Source organism: Erysipelothrix urinaevulpis (assembly GCF_009828835.1).
GTDB lineage: Bacteria > Bacillota_I > Bacilli_A > Erysipelotrichales > Erysipelotrichaceae > Erysipelothrix > Erysipelothrix urinaevulpis.
The window spans coordinates 141,576-159,861 of sequence record NZ_WTTB01000002.1 but is presented as its reverse complement, the minus strand read 5'-3'; the positions used below and the strand labels follow the sequence as shown (position 1 = coordinate 159,861).

Annotated in this window: 22 protein-coding genes and 1 riboswitch; all 22 genes read right to left on the bottom strand. The window is 34.9% G+C overall.

Annotation, left to right across the window (positions count from 1 at the left end; genetic code table 11):
* Positions 1–77: 77 nt before the first annotated feature.
* The 22 genes from GVV10_RS02825 to dnaG all read right to left on the bottom strand — a co-directional run bounded on the left by GVV10_RS02825 (position 78) and on the right by dnaG (position 18,284).
* Positions 78–668 (bottom strand): hypothetical protein, encoded by a 591-nt coding sequence (locus tag GVV10_RS02825; RefSeq protein WP_159519391.1) that lies wholly within the window; start codon positions 666–668, stop codon positions 78–80.
* Positions 669–762: 94 nt separating this feature from the next.
* Positions 763–1,464 carry a zinc metallopeptidase gene (locus GVV10_RS02820; protein WP_159519389.1) on the bottom strand — a complete coding sequence of 234 codons (702 nt, stop codon included), beginning with the start codon at positions 1,462–1,464 and terminating at the stop codon, positions 763–765.
* Positions 1,465–1,513: 49 nt separating this feature from the next.
* A complete protein-coding gene (locus GVV10_RS02815) occupies positions 1,514–1,798 on the bottom strand; it encodes an HU family DNA-binding protein (protein ID WP_159519387.1) in 285 nt (94 codons plus the stop codon).
* Between the two features lie 53 nt (positions 1,799–1,851).
* Positions 1,852–2,856, bottom strand: a complete 1,005-nt coding sequence (locus tag GVV10_RS02810; protein WP_159519385.1) for an NAD(P)H-dependent glycerol-3-phosphate dehydrogenase — start codon at positions 2,854–2,856, stop codon at positions 1,852–1,854.
* Positions 2,857–4,167, bottom strand: coding sequence for a ribosome biogenesis GTPase Der (gene der, locus GVV10_RS02805; RefSeq protein WP_159519383.1), 1,311 nt, complete (start codon positions 4,165–4,167; stop codon positions 2,857–2,859).
* Positions 4,164–4,823 (bottom strand): (d)CMP kinase, encoded by a 660-nt coding sequence (gene cmk, locus GVV10_RS02800; RefSeq protein ID WP_159519381.1) that lies wholly within the window; start codon positions 4,821–4,823, stop codon positions 4,164–4,166. Before cmk ends, der begins: the two co-directional genes overlap by 4 nt.
* A 4-nt stretch (positions 4,824–4,827) precedes the next feature.
* Positions 4,828–5,805 carry a hypothetical protein gene (locus GVV10_RS02795; RefSeq protein WP_159519379.1) on the bottom strand — a complete coding sequence of 326 codons (978 nt, stop codon included), beginning with the start codon at positions 5,803–5,805 and terminating at the stop codon, positions 4,828–4,830.
* A gap of 38 nt (positions 5,806–5,843) precedes the next feature.
* The gene (locus tag GVV10_RS02790; protein ID WP_159519377.1) at positions 5,844–6,365 is read right to left on the bottom strand and encodes an ECF transporter S component; all 522 of its coding nucleotides are present in this window, start codon (positions 6,363–6,365) and stop codon (positions 5,844–5,846) included.
* Between the two features lie 49 nt (positions 6,366–6,414).
* Positions 6,415–6,531, bottom strand: a riboswitch (FMN riboswitch).
* A 61-nt stretch (positions 6,532–6,592) separates the two neighbouring features.
* Positions 6,593–7,159: an elongation factor P gene (gene efp / locus GVV10_RS02785; protein WP_159519374.1), complete on the bottom strand. Its 567-nt coding sequence runs from the start codon at positions 7,157–7,159 to the stop codon at positions 6,593–6,595.
* Positions 7,160–7,161: 2 nt separating this feature from the next.
* Entirely contained in the window at positions 7,162–7,479 is a 318-nt protein-coding gene (locus GVV10_RS02780; protein ID WP_159519372.1) for a hypothetical protein, read from the bottom strand.
* Positions 7,466–7,849: a hypothetical protein gene (locus GVV10_RS02775; RefSeq protein WP_159519370.1), complete on the bottom strand. Its 384-nt coding sequence runs from the start codon at positions 7,847–7,849 to the stop codon at positions 7,466–7,468. The genes GVV10_RS02780 and GVV10_RS02775 overlap by 14 nt, the downstream gene beginning before the upstream one ends.
* An 87-nt stretch (positions 7,850–7,936) precedes the next feature.
* The gene (locus GVV10_RS09595) at positions 7,937–8,221 is read right to left on the bottom strand and encodes a prepilin-type N-terminal cleavage/methylation domain-containing protein (RefSeq protein ID WP_407925651.1); all 285 of its coding nucleotides are present in this window, start codon (positions 8,219–8,221) and stop codon (positions 7,937–7,939) included.
* Positions 8,205–8,474 (bottom strand): competence type IV pilus major pilin ComGC, encoded by a 270-nt coding sequence (locus GVV10_RS02765; protein ID WP_159519366.1) that lies wholly within the window; start codon positions 8,472–8,474, stop codon positions 8,205–8,207. Before GVV10_RS02765 ends, GVV10_RS09595 begins: the two co-directional genes overlap by 17 nt.
* Before the next feature lie 14 nt (positions 8,475–8,488).
* Positions 8,489–9,313 (bottom strand): hypothetical protein, encoded by an 825-nt coding sequence (locus GVV10_RS02760; RefSeq protein ID WP_159519364.1) that lies wholly within the window; start codon positions 9,311–9,313, stop codon positions 8,489–8,491.
* A 52-nt stretch (positions 9,314–9,365) separates the two neighbouring features.
* Positions 9,366–10,250 (bottom strand): ATPase, T2SS/T4P/T4SS family, encoded by an 885-nt coding sequence (locus tag GVV10_RS02755; RefSeq protein WP_159519362.1) that lies wholly within the window; start codon positions 10,248–10,250, stop codon positions 9,366–9,368.
* Positions 10,251–10,309: 59 nt separating this feature from the next.
* On the bottom strand, positions 10,310–10,942 hold the full coding sequence (locus GVV10_RS02750; protein WP_159519360.1) for an MBL fold metallo-hydrolase: 633 nt from the start codon (positions 10,940–10,942) through the stop codon (positions 10,310–10,312).
* Between the two features lie 29 nt (positions 10,943–10,971).
* Positions 10,972–11,121, bottom strand: coding sequence for a 50S ribosomal protein L33 (gene rpmG, locus GVV10_RS02745; protein WP_159519358.1), 150 nt, complete (start codon positions 11,119–11,121; stop codon positions 10,972–10,974).
* A 52-nt stretch (positions 11,122–11,173) separates the two neighbouring features.
* Positions 11,174–13,210 (bottom strand): peptidoglycan D,D-transpeptidase FtsI family protein, encoded by a 2,037-nt coding sequence (locus GVV10_RS02740; protein WP_236261855.1) that lies wholly within the window; start codon positions 13,208–13,210, stop codon positions 11,174–11,176.
* Positions 13,211–13,221: 11 nt separating this feature from the next.
* Positions 13,222–14,550 carry a DEAD/DEAH box helicase gene (locus GVV10_RS02735; protein WP_236261854.1) on the bottom strand — a complete coding sequence of 443 codons (1,329 nt, stop codon included), beginning with the start codon at positions 14,548–14,550 and terminating at the stop codon, positions 13,222–13,224.
* Entirely contained in the window at positions 14,543–15,202 is a 660-nt protein-coding gene (locus GVV10_RS02730) for a tRNA (adenine(22)-N(1))-methyltransferase (RefSeq protein WP_159519354.1), read from the bottom strand. The genes GVV10_RS02735 and GVV10_RS02730 overlap by 8 nt, the downstream gene beginning before the upstream one ends.
* Positions 15,199–16,545: an RNA polymerase sigma factor RpoD gene (gene rpoD, locus GVV10_RS02725; RefSeq protein WP_159519352.1), complete on the bottom strand. Its 1,347-nt coding sequence runs from the start codon at positions 16,543–16,545 to the stop codon at positions 15,199–15,201. Before rpoD ends, GVV10_RS02730 begins: the two co-directional genes overlap by 4 nt.
* Positions 16,542–18,284 (bottom strand): DNA primase, encoded by a 1,743-nt coding sequence (gene dnaG / locus GVV10_RS02720; protein ID WP_159519350.1) that lies wholly within the window; start codon positions 18,282–18,284, stop codon positions 16,542–16,544. The genes rpoD and dnaG overlap by 4 nt, the downstream gene beginning before the upstream one ends.
* Between the last annotated feature and the right edge of the window lie 2 nt (positions 18,285–18,286).

The following is an 18,286-nucleotide window of genomic DNA, read 5'->3' as shown; positions in this document are numbered from 1 at the left end:
CTATAAATTACATAATATACATTATGCGAAGTAAGTGAGACAAACAAAATAAACGTCTTGATTTTGTATTCAGACGTTTATAGCTGCACGACCTTATCAAATCGCTCTAAGTTATCAGTATCATGTGTTACAACAATCACTGTTTTTGTTTTCGATAGTTCTTTTAAGGTGTACGTCTTGTCGTACACTGACTTAGTCACTTGTCGATCATTTGGATAAAATATTGATGTTTGATAGTTTGTTTTCATTTTTTTACTTGATAAAGTTAAGAAAACTTTATAATGTCTATTCGTTTTTAGAGAATTTAGAGGAATTACCCCTTCAAAACCAACATGAGTGAAATCGTAATTGCATGATTTACGGTTGCTACTATGATCCAAACATCGCTTGTAACCACGGTAATGAATTAAACGATTCAGATTTTTCCTTTTCTTTTTTAAGTTGATTTTGACTTGGTGATCACCTGAATCAAGTGTTAAGGAATATTGGTGATCGGATTGTCCATTGAAATGTGCTGTGTTTTGTAACAACCCCCACCCTGTTATGTTTAATTTGTCATGACTAAACTGGAGATTGTTAATTTCGTATGTAAATAAAGAACGATCATTGGTTAATACGGACTTAGCTTGGATCGTATTTAACTGTAAAAAAAAGAAGATAGTTGACATAGATATTAGTATCATTGTTTTTTTCAAAATCATCACCCGTTTTAAATTAGTGAAATGATTCGTTTATTCCTAAAAAAAAGAAGCACAGCTTCTTTTAATCACGATTTCTATTATTAAAAATTGCGACATATCGTAAAATCGACATGATTGTGCCAAATAAAGCAGCAACATAGGTTAAAGCAGCAGCTGTAAGCATCTTTTTTGAACCTGCAAGTTCACTGCTTGTTAAAATTTGTTCTTGTCTTAGAATTTTAATGGCTCGATTTGAAGCATCAAATTCAACAGGTAAGGTTACTAACTGGAAAATCGCGATGATTGACAATAAGAGAATTCCAATGTTGAACATCTGTTGATTGTCAGCCATAAAGCCAAAGAACAACGGTATAAAACTAAATTTACTAGAAATAATCGCAAGTGGGAGTACCTTATTCCTTAAGGCAATAAAGCCATATGATTCTGCATGTTGAATTGCATGTCCCACTTCATGGGCTGCAACTGAAACGGATGCGATAGAATCGTCTGCATAAACCTTAGGTGACAAAGCGACAACCTTTTTCGTTGGGTCGTAGTGATCACTTAACGTTCCCCCACGTGATTGAATGACCTCAACATCATTAATTCCTTTATTGTTGAGTATTTGTCTTGCAACATCAGCGCCAGTTTTCCCTGAAATCGTGGAAATCTTGCTATATTTACTATACGATGATCTAACAAACATTTGTGAAAACATCGATGCGAGTCCAGCAATAATTATAAATCCATATCCAGCATAGGTGAAATATAGATATGATCTCATTTAAAATCCCTCCAATAATAAAAAAGGAGCATCCGCTCCTTTGGTTGTTTTACTTAACTGCGTCTTTTAAAGCTTTAGCTGGTCGGAAGCCAACGTTATGAGATGCAGCGATACGGATTTTTTCCTTTGTTTGTGGGTTGAATCCATCACGTGCAGCGCGGTAGCGAACTTCAAATTTACCAAATCCTGCTAAATCAACTGTACCTTTATCTTCTAAGATACCTTTAACTTGTGTTAAGAATGTTTCGATAAATTCATTCGCTTGTTTTTTACTTACATCCATTTCCTCAGCGATCATTTCACCAAGTAACTTTTTGTTGTATGTTTCACTCATATTGAAACCTCCATTCTATTAAAATAATACCATTAAACTCACTATATTACAAGTTAAATGGACTCTTGCTTTAAATCTCTCATCATTAATTCTTCGATTGCTAATGACGGTTTTTTATTTTCATAAACTATTTTATAGACTTGTTCTGTAATTGGCATTGAAATGTTTTCTTCAATTGACAACTCATGAACAACTTTTGCAGCATGAATACCTTCAACAGTTTTTGTGTTCGTTTCTAAGAATCGTTTCGCTGAATCTTCCTCACCAATTTGCAATCCTGCTTGGAAATTTCGAGAGTGAAAACTAGAAGCGGTTACGACTAAATCACCAACTCCGCATAAGCCAATAAAGGTTTCTGGTAATCCACCATGCGAAACGCCAAATCGACTCATTTCAGCCAGACCACGCGTTATTAAAGCGGCGCGGGCATTGTCACCTAGGTTTAAGCCTTCCGCTATTCCTGAAGCAACAGCAATGATATTCTTGATGGCTACACCAATTTGGGCACCAATGACATCCGTCGTACGATAAACTCTAAAGTAATCATTTGAAAACATAAATTGAACATCTTTTGCAGCTTGTTCGTTGTCTGAAACGGAGTTCACAGCAGTATGTTGCCTTAAAACAACATTTTCAGCATGAGATGGGCCAATAAGACTAACCACAGCTTTCAAATACTTAGCTTCAACGGTTGTTTTAATGACATCAGATAATAATTGATGAGTTGTTGGATGAAACCCTTTCGCAACATTAATGATGGTCACCGGAGCATCCAGTACATAATTTAATTCTTCACAGATTGATTCAACTGCAGCAGTTGGTACGGCCAGTAAAATGTAATCATAGCCTTTAATTGATTCAATATTAATGGACGCTTTAATATTTTCGTTTAATATCAAATCATTAAAATACAGTGTGTTTTTATGATAATCTCTGATATCAACGACTTCACTCATATTTCTTCCCCAAACCAAAACATCATGATTGTTATCGGCCAGAACCTGTGCTAAGGCAGTTCCCCAGCTTCCTGAACCAATAATTGCAATTTTCTCACTCATCTAAGCGCCTCTCTTTCTTAACAGAATTCGAATTGGTGTACCTGTAAATTCAAACGCTTCACGTAATTGATTTTCCAAGTACCTCTTATATGAAAAATGACATAAATCAGGATCATTAACAAAAATAACAAATGTTGGTGGTGCAACAGCAACTTGTGATGCATAAAATATTTTTAAACGTTTGCCATTGTGTGAAGGCGGCGGTGTTCTTAAGGTCGCATCATGAATAACCTCATTAATAACAGATGTACTGATTCGACGGATACTGTTAAAATGCACTTCTTCAACTAGGGGCAAAATTGTATGAACTCGACGACGTGTTTTTGCTGAAACAAACAAAATTGGTGCATAGGAAAGATACTGAAATTCATTACGAATCATTTTCTCAACTTCCTCTTGTCGATGCTCTTCTTTATCAACAACATCCCACTTATTATAAATAATTATAATAGGTTTGCCTGCATCATGAGCTAAACCAGCGACATTTTTATCTTGAGCAATGATCCCCTTCTCCCCATCAAGTACAAATAAAACAACATCCGCACGGTCAATCGCACCCAATGCGCGCAAGACAGAGTACTTTTCGACGTCCTCATAAACTTTTCCGCGTTTTCGAATACCGGCAGTATCGACGATGACATAGTCTTGCTTTTCAAATCGAAACGGCGTATCAATTGCATCACGAGTTGTCCCTTCTACATCAGAAACAATAACTCTTTCTTGATTTAATACACTATTAACAAGGGATGATTTACCAACGTTTGGCATTCCGATAACTGCAAATGTTAGTGCAGAATCATATTCTTTAGGGCCTTGTTCAGGTAAGTTTTGAATTATCCAATCCAAAACATCACCAGTACCAATACCATGCGCTGTACTCACTGGAAACGGTTCACCATAACCTAAAGAGTAAAATTCATAAATATTATTAACCAAGTGTTGATCATCGACCTTATTCGCCACTAATAATATTTTTTTATTACTTTGACGTAATAGACGTGCAATATGTTCATCATCACGTGTCATACCTTCAAGAGCACTTACTACAAATAAGATAACATCTGCTTCATCAAGCGCAAGTTCAACTTGCATTTGAATTTCTTCGTCAAACGCTTGTCCTTCCATTTGTAATCCACCCGTGTCTATTAAACGCAAGTTTTTGGTCAACCACGATGCTTTTCCGTAAATTCTATCACGAGTAACACCAGGTTCATCATGAACGATTGACTTTCGTTCACCGATTATACGATTAAATAAGGAAGATTTTCCAACGTTGGGTCTTCCTACAATTGCTACAATTCCATCGATCATTTTATATTCCTACTTTCCAACTGATTAATGACTAAATCAATTACTTCATTAACACTTAAGAATGTAGTATCAATTTCAAATGCATCATCAACTTTAATTAATGGCGAATTATCGCGATTCATGTCACGATAATCTCGAGCTATTAAATCTTCTAAAATATCATCAAACTCAACACTTAAACCTTGTTCAAGAAACTGCTTATAACGACGTTCAGCACGAACTGTCACATCCGCAGTTTGATAAATTTTTAGTTCCGCATCAGGTAGTACAACAGAAGTAATGTCTCTACCGTCCATTACGAAGCCTTTTTCATTGGCCATTTCCTGTTGTTTTTTAACAAGTATTTCTCGAACATCTGAATGTTGGGAAACAATCGATGCTGCTTGAGATATTTTATCATGACGTATTTTTTCAGAAACATCTTCACCATTTAAAAATACATTTCCATTCACATCAAAGGAGATCGCACTCGATTCAGCAACCTTAGTACAATAATGTTCATTATCTAATGAAACACCCTCCCGCAAACATGCAAAAGCAATGGTTCTATACATTGCTCCTGTATCAATATGAATTAGATTTAAACGCTTTGCTAATCCCTTAGCAATACTACTTTTCCCAGAAGCACTGGGACCATCTATTGCAATATTAAACATAATTTCACCTTCTAAACTGTGGTAGTTGTGCAACAAGCAATAATGCAACAACAATGATTGCAAACAACAATAACGATAATACCACATGTAACAACTGATTTGTACGAGCCGTTGTATTACTCATTTTATCTAAATCTTTTTCTAAATCAATGACTTTGTGTTGAAGTGTTTGAGTTTGTTCTAAAAAGTTTTGATGATCAATTTTAGGATAATTTTGTTCCTTTAGATCAACGTCACTCTCCTCAACATGCACCTCATCAAGATTTTCTTCAACCGTTTCATCAGTTGCTTCCTCACTTAACGCTTGGTCACGTTCATCTTGATTAGCCATCCCTAAAACAGCCATGGCAATAGTTTCATCATCTAAAGATTCTTGAGGCTCATCTTGTAAAACTTGTTGACCAAAGACGAGCGTATCATCTTGAAAGTCATCCAATGGTTTTTCCACGGGCTCATCTTCAATTTGAGATGCCAAAACCTTTTCTTCTTTGGTATGGTCGTTCATCAACTCACGTGCAAGTTGTCCTAATTCTTCACCATCATAAACTTCCTGATTTAATTTTTGAGGGCGCTCTTGATAAACTTGTTTTTCTTCTTGCAAGTTACGTTTTTTATAAGGACGATCGAGTTGTTCTTGTAAATCACTCAAGATATTCGCTTGTGTGTCACTGACATCACGATAGCCTTTCTTAACGTTGTATTCTTTAACTTCAGCTAAAAAGTCTTTTAAATAATGATTTTCAAACGTATCAACAAGTTCATCAGCTTTTTGTTCTTTTTCAAAGTCTTGCTCTACATTTTTTCTAGCACGACTAGGGATATCACTCATTGTTTGTGTTGATGTTTGAACACGCTCAAATTGATCGTCAATATCGTTTAAACGGTTTGCGAAATGAGATAAATCTGAGTTTTCTACACTGCTTTCAGCATCAGAAGCTATTTCTTGATGCAAATTGGAATATTTTTTTACACGAGATTTCATATGTATATTCACCCCTTATTATCTATTATACCATAAGGCTATTGATGAATTCTATCTAAATAAGGTCGAGATAGAATGAAGACTAAATATAGAATACTTCCTTTAACAATATTAAAGGGTAAAAATACAGTTAACAACATTTTTAAACTCTCTTCATTTGCCATTCCGTACATTGGGAATGAAACATAATAATTAAATAAATGGATACCTATCAACGCAATCAGTAACCCTGTAAATAAAATAATAAAATTCTTTTTAGAATCATGGGTCTTGATTTTAGAAACGGGATACATTAATAAAACTGCAAAAACAAAATTCACCATTTCTCCAACAAAGGTACCATCACTTGATAGAAACAAAACATGCATAATATTCTTGATCAGCGCAACCATCAGACCTGGAATCGGCCCCATTGTGTATGCTGCAATTAATACAGGATAATCACTTAAATCAACTTTTAAAGGAATTCCTGGTAAAACTCTAAATGCAAAAGCAAAAAAGATAATTGAAATTGCACTCAGTAAAGCGATTTGAACCATTTGACGTGTATTATTTTTCATTGTGTCCTCCTTTGAATGATAATAATATCAACATCAAGGCACATGAAAAAAATTACTTCTTCCATCCAGACTTTACTGTCGCTACTGGAATCTAACCAGTTCCACCACATTGTGGGTTGCGGAGTGTACCGCCGGTCGGGAATCTCACCCTGCCCTGAAGTATTACGTATTAATTATACATGATATGAATTATAAGTTAAGCGATATACATAAAAAAAACGCTAAGATTAGCGTTTTTGTTCACGTCCTGCATATTTACCATCTGTTGTATTGACAATAACAATTTGTCCTTGCTCAATAAACAAAGGCACACGAATGTCAAAACCAGTTTCTAATTTAGCGTTTTTCTGAGCATTTGTAGCTGTATCACCTTTAACAGCAGGTTCAGCTTCAGTAACTTCGAGTGAAATTTTCTCTGGTAAATTTACCCCTAAAACTTCTGATTCATAGAAAACAACGGTAACAATACTGTTTTCTTTCATAAAGTTTAATTCCCACTCTAATTGACTTTTTGGAATTTCAATTTGTTCATAGCTTTCTTCATCCATGAATACAATTGCTTCTCCTGCATCGTACAAGAACTGCATGTCTCGTTTATCAATATGAGCTGGTTGTAATTTATCGCCACCAATAAATGTTAATTCAACGACACTACCTGTGCGCATGTTTTTTACCTTAGCTTTGATAATCATTTGGCGTTGCGCAGTTTTATTTTGGGATGTATCGAGCACTTGATATAAGTTACCTTCGTGCAAAATCGACATACCCGAACGTAAATCATTTGATTGAATCATAATCATTCCTCCATTTTAAAACTTCCGTCTTCTATTATATCATATTCACGGATACTAAGTGAATTGCCTTCATGAATAATTTTTAAATGGTTTTCATGAACCTCGAAATGGGCACGTTTGTAATACAATCCTTTTTTTATACCACTTCTCACCATATTAAAGATTGCATTTTCAGTTTCAAGACGATGGTGTATCTTTTCAATGTTCTGGTGAGTCTTGTAGATATTGTGATGCGTTTCTAGTACGAAAGTAAACCAAAGAAAAAAGAAAATTAAAAAACTAAGGGAAAAAAGTGTTATAGAACCATTATTCTGTTTCAATATCAACCACCTCTTCAATACCGTTGTAATGATAAAAAATTGAACAATAACCATTGCCATCTTCAAAATAAACATCATTAACATCAAACATTAATATTTCATAGCCAGGAGTCTTAATGATTCGATCTCGATCTTCTTTGATTTCATACTCTTTCTTATCGTATGTATAAAGTAGACGTTCTGAACAGTCGGTAATCTTTGCGCGTGATAACAATTGGTACAACTGTACTTTAAAAAGGTCGTTTTGAGATAATTTAGGAAATTGGTAGTTAACCATAAAACCCAGAATCGCACTTATCAACACAAATATAAGCGGCAACAATAAACACGTTAAAAGAACTTCGATTAAAGTGAATCCTGATTTTTTCATTTTGATAATAAGGCCAATCCATGGATAAGTTCAACACAGATAAATAGAATCAACAATGAAATCAAAACTCCAATAAGTCCATAACCTTTATTCATAAAAACGTCCAAACCCTAATTGAAATTTTAATGTTTTATGATTGAAATCCTGGGTACACGCGTGGTTTATGTTACCGTTATGATTAAAGGATATGCGTTCGTTAATTCTTTTCGTTATTTGATGGCGCATGGCAAGTGATTGTTGATATAAAATCTGAGATTCATGGAATGGGTTTAAATCGATTGGGTAAATTAGCATCACCGTGCTCAATATAGACACAATGCTTAACACTATTATCATCTCTAAAAGAGTATAGCCATCATTGTGCTTGACCATTCACAACACTGATCCCTTTTCCATCGTGACATTTTGCTTGTCGTTCTCGTATAAATCCTGCTTCAATTAATTGTTGAACTGAACTTGGAATCTCATCGTATTTCAATTTGTATTGTAAAATCGCTGCATCAACAACCTTTTTTTGTGCGTTGCATCCTTTATCATTCACAACGGTCATGGTTGATTGGATGTTTGGGATAGTTAAAAGAAATAAAACAACGATAACAGACATGACTAAAATCATTTCCATCATGGTAAAAGCTTCACCTACAAAGTCTGTAATATTTGCAGGGGTAAATAAATGCTTTGATAATATATGCTTATGAGTGCGATAATCCAAAATATTATAACTCCTTTCAAGAATAGAATGCATCGGCTGAATTTTTTATTTAAAACAACGATGGTTGTATCTAAGTATTTTTCTAAATTTTGTATGAGTTCTTTTTTAGTATTTGATTGTTCAATGGTATAACGAAGAAAATCATCAAGATACTCAATATCCCATGGTTTTCCTTTCAAATAAGAATGTTCTAACTGTGAATTTAACCACTGTGCAGGAAGCGGAATTGCCATCATTGATAAGACTTGATATATGGTTGTACTGTCTAAACCGCTGCGATAAAGACTTAAATAATAGAGCGTGAAGGTAAATGACCAATAGCTCTTAACCGATTGATATAGCTTAGTCTTATGAAAGCGTATGTAGAGCATAACCCTTAAATCCTTTGCCTTTGAAATATAAATAAGACAGCCTAATATCACCGTGATGAACACTAAATTAAGTATGTGAAGGTTCGCTCGACAGTTGAGTCTTGTGACCATGAAAGAACCATTAATGTCTTGTCCTAATATATCGAGGACTTTTGGAAAAAAACTTAGCTTATAAACTAAAATTAAAAGCAAATATGCAAACAGCAAAAGACTGGGATAAAGCCCCTTAAGTAAATATTCTTTTTGAAGCTTTTCATGAAATGATTGCTTCCACTGATAAAAGTGTAAAAGCGTTAAAGCATCAAGAACCTTGAGTAAATCTTCACTTTGTTGATTGATGCTCAAGAGATAATCTGTTAAATTCTCAACATTTAATTTCAATCGATTGCAAATATGTCTAAAAGGATAGCCGGTATTAACATAAAGGCAAACTCTAGATAAAACCTTTTGATTGTAGTTTTTGTTTAATTTCTTTTTGACGATAGACTTTAAAGTCAACAATAACCTCCCCTTTTTGATTTATTGTAAGTGTTTGAAATACAATGGCTTGGAGTACATGTTCTATTTCATAGGGCTTTGCTCCTAAATCGAGTAAACGCGCAATTGTCTGCTCAATTGATCCGCTATGAAGTGTCGTTGTTACCATGTGACCTGATAATCCAGCTCGGATGAGTGAACCTAATTCATGACTTGAACGAACTTCACCCAAACTAATCACATCAGGATCATGCCTTAGTAATTGGCTGACAATTTCGTCAATACTCAAACTTTGTGTTTGTAGGTCAATTTGAGTAAGTTGTTCATCGACTATTTCAATTGGGTTTTCAATGATATAACACTGTTTCTCTTTTAGGGATTTTAAAAAATAGAATTGAGTTGTCGATTTACCACTGCCAGTAATACCACAAAATAAAATAATACCGTGTTGAATTTTCTGAAGTGTTTGCATCGTTAACTGCCCTTTTGTTAAACTCTCAAAAGAATCGAAGTGTTTTAGATTCAAAATCCTTAGTACAGCTGATTTTCGATAATAGCTTTCTAGCAATGCAAAACGACAAAAATATACATGATTGTCATGATAGTATTCAAAGACGCCTGTTTGTGGTTTTTCATTAATGTTTAAATCAAGCTTACTTTTGAATTTTAAAAAGTCAAATACTTTCAAACCCCACTCATTTGTATCCCCTTCTATACGTTTCTTGTGTCGACGAAGTGTTACGGTTTGCTTTGATTTAGAAAAATTAAAATGACAATCACTAATTTTTTGCTTAATCATATGATTTAGTAATTCATTAAATTGAATATGTGTATGTTTCATGATTTAAAGTATGGTCACTTCTTCTAAATTCCTAAAAAAAAGACCACACACGGTGATCTTTACTTGATAAATTGTTTGACATAAGGATTATTTAAACGCTCAAAACCATACTCTGTCTTGGGTCCATGTCCAGGATATAAAATAATCGATTTATCTTTATATTTTTCATCGAATTTTTTAACGGAAGCAATCATTGTGTTCATGTCCCCACTTGGTAAATCACATCGGCCAATTGAACCTGCAAAAATAAAGTCACCATCAAAAATCTTTTTATCAAATCTGTAAGACATTGAATGGGCTGTATGACCAGTTGTCATCATTGCTTCAAAGTTAAATGGTCCAATTGAATGGTTTCCAACTACCATTTTCTTAGCCTTCGTTTCTAATGCAACACGATCAGGCGTCATGGTTGAAAGATTTAGTTCAGGGTTTGCAAGAAAATCGTGTTCATGTTCGTTTAAATAAACATCACAATTATATGTTTCACAAATCACATCTACTGCCGAAATGTGATCAAAATGTGCATGGGTTAGTAATACGGCTAAAACGTTTTTATTCCCAATCGCTTTGAGTAAAGTATCACTATTATTGCCAGGATCAAGGCAAGGATCAATGACAATCATCTTCTCTTGAATACTAAGCAAATAAGTATTACTGCCCGCATAGCCCATACTTAAGGTTTCTATTTTCATAGTTTAGATATTAAAAATAAGCCATGGGCTTATTTTTTTTCTTTATGAAGCGTATGTTTACGATCTTTTGGACAGTATTTTGTAACTTCCATACGTTCTTGATGAATTGATTTATTACGACTTGTGTGGTAGTTTTCCATTCCACATTCTGTACATTTTAAAATAGCTTGTGCTCTCATGTCTTACCTCCATTTGTTCATTTTCTAATTTGCTTAAACATTATAACACAGATTATCTAGAATTCATATAGTTATCCATAACTTTCTTCGTTGCTACAGAGCAAAGGTTCGTCAGTGCTCCACCTCCACTTTCAAGATAAGTATAGGGCGCAATACAACTTACAGCAATCTCAGGATTATCAAATGGTGCAAAAGCGACAAATGTATTATGACGGACAACGCCATTATACTCAGCAAGGTAATCTTGTGCCGTTCCTGTTTTTGCACCAGAGGTATAAGATGCAGACATAATAGGTCCACAGTTTCCTGTGATAACACAACGTCTCATTCCTTCTCGTACTCTTTGTGTCGCTTCTTCATTTTCTAAGGTATTCAAAATCTCAACTTGATTTTCATAAACAACCGACTGGTTATCGCGTGATACAGCTTCACGAACAAGCCTTGGTTTTAAACGATATCCACCATTCGCAAGGGTTGCGATATATTGGTTTAATTGCATTGCATTGTAGTTATCAAATTGGCCAATTGAAAAATCTAAAAGTGATCCCGCTTGTTCAGTCGAACCTTTAAAAGCAAGTTCTTCTCTAGGATAGTCAATTTGTGTTTTAACACCCAATCCAAATTGACTATAGTAATTTCTCATGAGTTGATAAGTATCATCAGGATTTTCAATTCTCAATGGCGCATTGGGGACATAACGATAGCCTCCTAGACGCATTGCAACCTCAAACATATAAATATTACTTGATAATTGTAATGATTTTATGTCATCAACAGGACCTAAGTTCATAAAAGAGTGTCGGGGTGGTGTTCCGGCGATATACATAGGTGTATCATTAATGATTTCGCCTTGTTTCATAACCCCTTGATCAAGCCCCATATAAACTGTAGCGCCTTTGATGGTAGATCCTAATGGAAAACCATCAAGCATGAGTGTTTGGGGATCATTATAGTATTTCCCTTTATCATCACGTTTCATTGCCGCTAACCCTAAGACATCTCCTGTCCTTGGATCACTTACAACCATCTGCATCTCTTTAAACGGCTTTCTACGTGGGTCGTTTTTAACCGACTCCATTGTTTCCTGGAGTACTTTTTCAATGTCTTGTTGTAGCTTAAAATCAAGACTCATGTTTAAATCATACCCTTTACGGCCTTCTTTGATCATATTTAATTGACGATCACTACCGTCGATTGAGTAATGACTCTTCACACCTGATAATAAGTCTTCATATTGGTATTCCAAACCATAACTTCCAACTTTATCGTTTAGTTGATATCCGTCTGCTAAATAGTAATCTAGTTTTTCAGATGAAATATCACTGACGTTTCCAATCAGTGAAGAAAGACCGATTTTCTTATTGTGTTCGCGCTCCCAGTTGGTAATAAAAGAGAAGCCTGGAAATAAATCTTTGTTTTCAGATAAATATGCAATATCTTTCTCTGTTGCTTCTTCCAAAACAATCGCTGACTGAGATGCTGTTGATGTTCCCATTGCATAGAATATTTTAAAGGTTTTTCGATCATTCTCTGACAAAGAATCCATCATTTCTTTGGTTATTCGTGATTGTTTCAAATAATCAATGTCTTTTTCTGAGAGTTTGTTATCTTTATACTCTTCAACTTCTTTATCCGTAATTAATGATTTTCCGTTTTCATTCAAATAAAGCCAAAGATTTTTTAAATCCCCTTCTGTTAAATCGTCCTCAACTTTGAAACTTTTAACAATGTTTTGAGCAACTTTCCAACGTTCTTCAGCATCAACACCGCTAGGAGGATAGTATGTAATAGAATTAATAGGTTTATTTGAAACGAGGACCTCACCGTTACGGTCAAAAAACTCGCCTCGCATCGTCGCCATACCAATACTTGGGATGTGAGATTTTTCCAACAAATCAATGTAATGATCGGCATCGACAATTTGAATTTGATAAAGTCGATAGACCAGAACACTGGCCAAACCAACGAGAACCATCATAAAAATCTTGAGTCGAATATCAATTGTTTTCTTAAGACTCTGTTCTTTTTTTAAATGTTCACTGCTTCCGTCGTAGTTGGTGACATCAGTTTTTTTGAATAAATTCTTCATGCCCATACTCCTTATACATCAAATTCGCGTTGTTTTTGTTTGGCTCTCTCTTTTTTCTGTTTACGGATATCTTCTCTAATTTTTGCGCGTCGATTTTGACTTTGAATTCTTTGAATTTCTTGTTGTCGTTTCTTTTTATAGCCTGGTTTTACTTTTTTGTTTTTTCTATTTAAAATTTTCACAACTTCAGGATCAACGGATTTTTGACGAGTTCTTGTGTGGATAAATGGTCGTGCATCAACAAGCCCATCCTCAGTAACGCGTTTATATTCAAAGTGAATCCCTTCCTTCATCAAACGACGAATTGCTGACTCATCTTTGTCAGAAACTAGACTTATCGCATAACCTTGCCTTCCAGAACGCCCTGTACGACCTGAACGGTGTGTATAAAACGACAAATCATGACTTGGCAACCCTATGTTTATGACATGAGAAATTTCAGGTAAATCGATCCCTCTCGCCGCTAAATCAGATGCTACAATGAATTCAACTTTAGAGTTCTTGATTTCACGCAACACTTGTTTACGACGACGGTCTTGAAGTCCACCATGAATTTCAACACAATTAATGCCGTATTCTTGAAGGAAACGAGCGATTTCTTGCGCTTGATCTTTGGTATTAACAAATATAATTCCTAATAATGGATTAATACTTGTTATCAAATTCAACAATTCTTCGTGAATGTCACGGTGGCGATGATTAATTAAAATATGGTCGATCTGAGGCTTCATCATTTCATCTTTTTCCACCGTAATTTCAAGATGATTTCGTAAATAACGTTTAATGAAACTTCGTAAACCATGAGGTAGAGTTGCTGAAAAAAGGTACAGATTGGTATCATTTTTAAAATGATTTGCGATGCTATTAACATCTTCAATGAACCCATAATCGAGCATCATATCCATCTCATCTAAAATTAACAATTGAACATAATCCAAGCGGATCAGTTTCATTGATAATATATCTAAGAATTTACCAGGCGTACTAATGATAATATGGGGTTGTTTTTCTAATTTTGTTTGAAGACGATTGTTATCCATCCCACCTATCGCTAGATCAATGGTTAGCGCATCGTCAACTTTCTGCATATCTTTTGCAAAATCATAAATCTGCATTGCTAACTCACGTGTTGGCGCAAGAATGATAGCTTGAGTTTGCTTCAATTCGAGGTCAATACGCTCTCCAATTGCAAAAAGGAAAGCATGGGTCTTTCCTGTTCCAGTATCTGATCGTACCACCATGTCTCGTTTCAGTGTTACTTTCTCCAAAACTTCTTCTTGAACTTTTGTTAACTTAACAAAATTCATTGTTTTTCTAAATTGTTGATTAAATTCATTCATAATTACACCTCTTTAAGTACTTTTTTATTATATCATATTCGTGTTTGACTTCTTTATTAAATTGTGTGATAGTTTGGAGATGTTTTTGCCTTTGATTAAGATAGTCGAGATAAAGCGGCTCTTTTTTTTCAGTCAAAACGGGTCCTAATACCAAACTCTCCTCAGATAATCCGCCACAATTATCTTTGATTGCTTTGATAAATGTATAGTACTTACCATTATCTTCGATAAACACTTCGTCTATGATGTCGAAATTATGACGATTCAAAAACTTTCTCAATAGAAATAATTTTGAATTGGCTTGTATAATCAAAGTATCATTCGCTTTGAAGTCATACGCCTGAATAATATCTCGAATCGTTTCGCCACCCATGCCTGCCATAACAAAGCAATTAGCATCATTATCAAACGATTTTAAACCATCACTCAAGATTAAATGAACTTTATCACTGTACATTGGATAGGCCTTCAAATTTTGTGCTGCAGATTCTAATGGTTCTTTGGCAATATCCAAACCATATGCAAACTGTATTTTTTCTTCTTCTAATAGATGCAGCATCAACAACCCATGATCAGTCCCAATATCAACCAAAACAGAGCCATCGGGTACGAGTGCTCCGATGGCTTGCAGTCTATTTGAAATCTTTATCATTGTTTGTCCATAAAATCACGTAAACGTTTTGAACGTGTTGGATGTTTTAATTTGCGAAGGGCTTTCGCTTCGATCTGACGGATACGCTCACGCGTAACATCAAACTCACGTCCAACTTCTTCTAACGTTCTAGTGCGGCCATCTTCAAGTCCAAAACGTAAACGCAAGACTTTTTCTTCGCGTTCAGTTAGACCCTCAAGAACCATATCGATTTCTTGTTTTAAAAGTTCATTATTTGCGAAATCACTCGGTGATAAAGCTTCTTTATCTTCAATGAAATCACCAAGGTGTGAATCATCTTCTTCACCAATCGGCGTTTCTAATGACACTGGATCCAATGCGATTTTTTGAATTTCAAGTACTTTTTCAGGTGTCATATTTTCCATTTCAGCTGCAATTTCTTCAGGTGTTGGTTCACGCCCTAAGGTTTGAACTAATGAACGTTGGATACGGGTTAACTTATTAATCGTCTCAACCATGTGCACTGGAATACGAATTGTACGGGCTTGGTCAGCAATTGCGCGTGTAATTGCTTGACGAATCCACCAAGTTGCATAGGTTGAAAATTTAAATCCTTTTGTATAATCAAATTTCTCGACAGCTTTTACTAATCCCATATTTCCTTCTTGAATTAAATCCAAGAATAACATCCCACGACCAACATATTTTTTTGCAATGGATACAACTAATCGAAGGTTTGCTGAAATCAAAATCCTACGAGCTTCAGCACCATCATAATAAGTTGTGATACAGTTTTGTAAATAATTAAAGTTATTCTCATCATCTTGGAATAAATCTGTTAATTCACCAAATATATCTTCAATTTCTCGTTCAGCGAACTCTTCCTCGGTCATATCTTCCAAGACATGTTCTTTATAGAGATTATAAACTAATTCCTTAGCTTGTTCCCCTTCTTGATAACGACGAGCAATTTCTGGTTCATCTTTTGCATCTAGTAGATTAACACGACCAATTTCTTTCAAATACATTTTCACAGGATCATTAATTCTAACGAGATGAGCACTTGTTAATTCATTTTCATAAGAAGATAAATCAACCTTGTTCTCTGAATCATCAAATGGAATTTCTCCATCTTCAACTAAGAATTCATCACCGACGTCTTCGACATCGTCTACAGGTTCCTCATCAATCACCCCATCATCACTTATAATAATGTCATTATCGCTAAACCACTCAAATAAAGCTTCTGAGTCATCATCGGATAAACGAAGATGTTTAATCCCTTTTTCAATCTCCTCATTTGTTAAATACTGCTTATCATTAAATTCTTTTAAGAAATTTTCTTTTACTTCATCCAAAGTAAGGACTTTTTTACGTGTCATTTATTCTCTCCTTCTCTTTTCTTTAGGATTGCTTTTACAAGTATTTCAGCTTTATTACCAATATCAAACTGGTTGATAGAATCTTGTTTTAATTGATCCATTCCCATATTATCGAGCCTACGTTTTATTATTCTAATGTTTTCATCAAAAACTTTTTGATCAAAATCACTCGGTATTGTACTGGCTTCAATATGAAAGAGTAGATCTCTAACTTCTTCATCCATTGATTTGGATAATAAATCTGCAGCCTGAATTTGGCTTTCTATACGATATGCATCAAGAATCAGTAGCCCTAGATTTTGAGCTGAATCATCAATAAAGAAACCCAAGGCATCGCGATATCGATAGGCCGCTTCCTTAGATCCGAGCATCTGTTTCAACAACGTCTGTTCAGGAATTGTCGCACTGATTCGACGTTGTTTATGCGTTTGAACAACGCTAATTTTTCGTTCTTGTTTTTGTTGCTTGTTATGGAGCATACCTGATAAAATGCTAACATCTAAATTGGTTTTATCTGCGATGAGATTCATATAATAATCTTGAGCTAAGTGATCTTCATGTTTTAATTCTTCTAAAACAAATTCAGCGACTTTCTTTTTATTTTCAAAAGAATTTAAACCATAGGTCCCAATGGCGTAGTACATAACATAATCTAGCCAAGCAATCTTATTTTCAAGACCATCACTTATCGCAGATTGACCATGTTCTCTAAGTAAATCATCAGGATCCAATCCACTGTCATTATACCATATATGCACTTCACAGTGCATTCTTTTGAATTTCTTACCAATCGCAAATGTCGCCGCTTGACCCGCTCCATCACCATCAAAGGCTAAAATAACCGATTTATTCAGTTGAGAGACCTCTTGAATCTGTTGGTCTGTGCCAGCGACACCAAGCAACGAAACAACATTATCATGTCCAGCGATTGTGAAAGCAAATACATCCGTTACCCCTTCACAAACAATAATTGATTGTTGATGGCGAGCAGGATTTTTAGCACGGTGACTATTGTAAACAACCTCACCCTTGACATAAATGGGTGTATTGCTTGTATTAATGTATTTTATCGTTGATTCACGAGCAATCGCTCGTCCAGAATAAGCGACAATTTTTCCATGCTTATTGTGAATTGGAAACATCAAACGATCAAAAAATACATCTCTTAAATCTTCATCCATCCATCGACTTAAGTTCACATCAACAAGATCATCGCTAGTATATGATTTCGCAAGTAAAAACTTACTTAATGAAACCGATGTTAAAGCGACACCAACACCAAAATGTTCAAGAATGTCATCATTATAACCCCGCTCATAAAGAAGATTAAGAGCTTCTTTGCCTTGCTCACTTCTTAATTGATATTGTAAAAAACTTTGTGCTTCTTCCATAATCGTGTAGTATTGTGCAAGTTTAGGGTCGACTTCAGGTGTGCTTCCTTGATATTCCGACAAATCAAGGTTGATTGATTCCCCTACTTTAATCACAGCATCAATAAAATTAATTTTTTCATAGTCTTGAACAAATTGAAAAACATTGCCACCATGGTTACAAACAAAACACTTATAGATTTGCTTATCTTGTGAGACAGACATTGAAGGGTCATTGTCATCATGAAAAGGGCAAACACCCCAATAATTTTTGCCCTTTCGATTTAAAGGAAGATAACGAGAAATAAAATCAACAATGTCAGTCTTATTTCTAATATCTTGAATTAAGGATTCAGGAATCCTTTTCATCT

Excerpts from the sequence above, each read along its gene's own strand:
- GVV10_RS02815 (WP_159519387.1), bottom strand. The coding sequence starts at position 1,798 with ATGAGTGAAACATACAACAAAAAGTTACTTGGTGAAATGATCGCTGAG.
- GVV10_RS02820 (WP_159519389.1), bottom strand. The coding sequence starts at position 1,464 with ATGAGATCATATCTATATTTCACCTATGCTGGATATGGATTTATAATT.
- GVV10_RS02775 (WP_159519370.1), bottom strand. The coding sequence starts at position 7,849 with ATGAAAAAATCAGGATTCACTTTAATCGAAGTTCTTTTAACGTGTTTA.
- GVV10_RS02755 (WP_159519362.1), bottom strand. The coding sequence starts at position 10,250 with ATGAAACATACACATATTCAATTTAATGAATTACTAAATCATATGATT.
- GVV10_RS09595 (WP_407925651.1), bottom strand. The coding sequence starts at position 8,221 with ATGGTCAAGCACAATGATGGCTATACTCTTTTAGAGATGATAATAGTG.
- rpmG (WP_159519358.1), bottom strand. The coding sequence starts at position 11,121 with ATGAGAGCACAAGCTATTTTAAAATGTACAGAATGTGGAATGGAAAAC.
- GVV10_RS02825 (WP_159519391.1), bottom strand. The coding sequence starts at position 668 with ATGTCAACTATCTTCTTTTTTTTACAGTTAAATACGATCCAAGCTAAG.
- rpoD (WP_159519352.1), bottom strand. The coding sequence starts at position 16,545 with ATGACACGTAAAAAAGTCCTTACTTTGGATGAAGTAAAAGAAAATTTC.
- GVV10_RS02750 (WP_159519360.1), bottom strand. The coding sequence starts at position 10,942 with ATGAAAATAGAAACCTTAAGTATGGGCTATGCGGGCAGTAATACTTAT.
- GVV10_RS02790 (WP_159519377.1), bottom strand. The coding sequence starts at position 6,365 with ATGAAAAATAATACACGTCAAATGGTTCAAATCGCTTTACTGAGTGCA.
- GVV10_RS02740 (WP_236261855.1), bottom strand. The coding sequence starts at position 13,210 with ATGAAGAATTTATTCAAAAAAACTGATGTCACCAACTACGACGGAAGC.
- GVV10_RS02810 (WP_159519385.1), bottom strand. The coding sequence starts at position 2,856 with ATGAGTGAGAAAATTGCAATTATTGGTTCAGGAAGCTGGGGAACTGCC.
- dnaG (WP_159519350.1), bottom strand. The coding sequence starts at position 18,284 with ATGAAAAGGATTCCTGAATCCTTAATTCAAGATATTAGAAATAAGACT.
- GVV10_RS02730 (WP_159519354.1), bottom strand. The coding sequence starts at position 15,202 with ATGATAAAGATTTCAAATAGACTGCAAGCCATCGGAGCACTCGTACCC.
- cmk (WP_159519381.1), bottom strand. The coding sequence starts at position 4,823 with ATGTTTAATATTGCAATAGATGGTCCCAGTGCTTCTGGGAAAAGTAGT.
- GVV10_RS02765 (WP_159519366.1), bottom strand. The coding sequence starts at position 8,474 with ATGATGGAAATGATTTTAGTCATGTCTGTTATCGTTGTTTTATTTCTT.
- GVV10_RS02735 (WP_236261854.1), bottom strand. The coding sequence starts at position 14,550 with ATGAATGAATTTAATCAACAATTTAGAAAAACAATGAATTTTGTTAAG.
- GVV10_RS02795 (WP_159519379.1), bottom strand. The coding sequence starts at position 5,805 with ATGAAATCTCGTGTAAAAAAATATTCCAATTTGCATCAAGAAATAGCT.
- efp (WP_159519374.1), bottom strand. The coding sequence starts at position 7,159 with ATGATTCAATCAAATGATTTACGTTCGGGTATGTCGATTTTGCACGAA.
- der (WP_159519383.1), bottom strand. The coding sequence starts at position 4,167 with ATGATCGATGGAATTGTAGCAATTGTAGGAAGACCCAACGTTGGAAAA.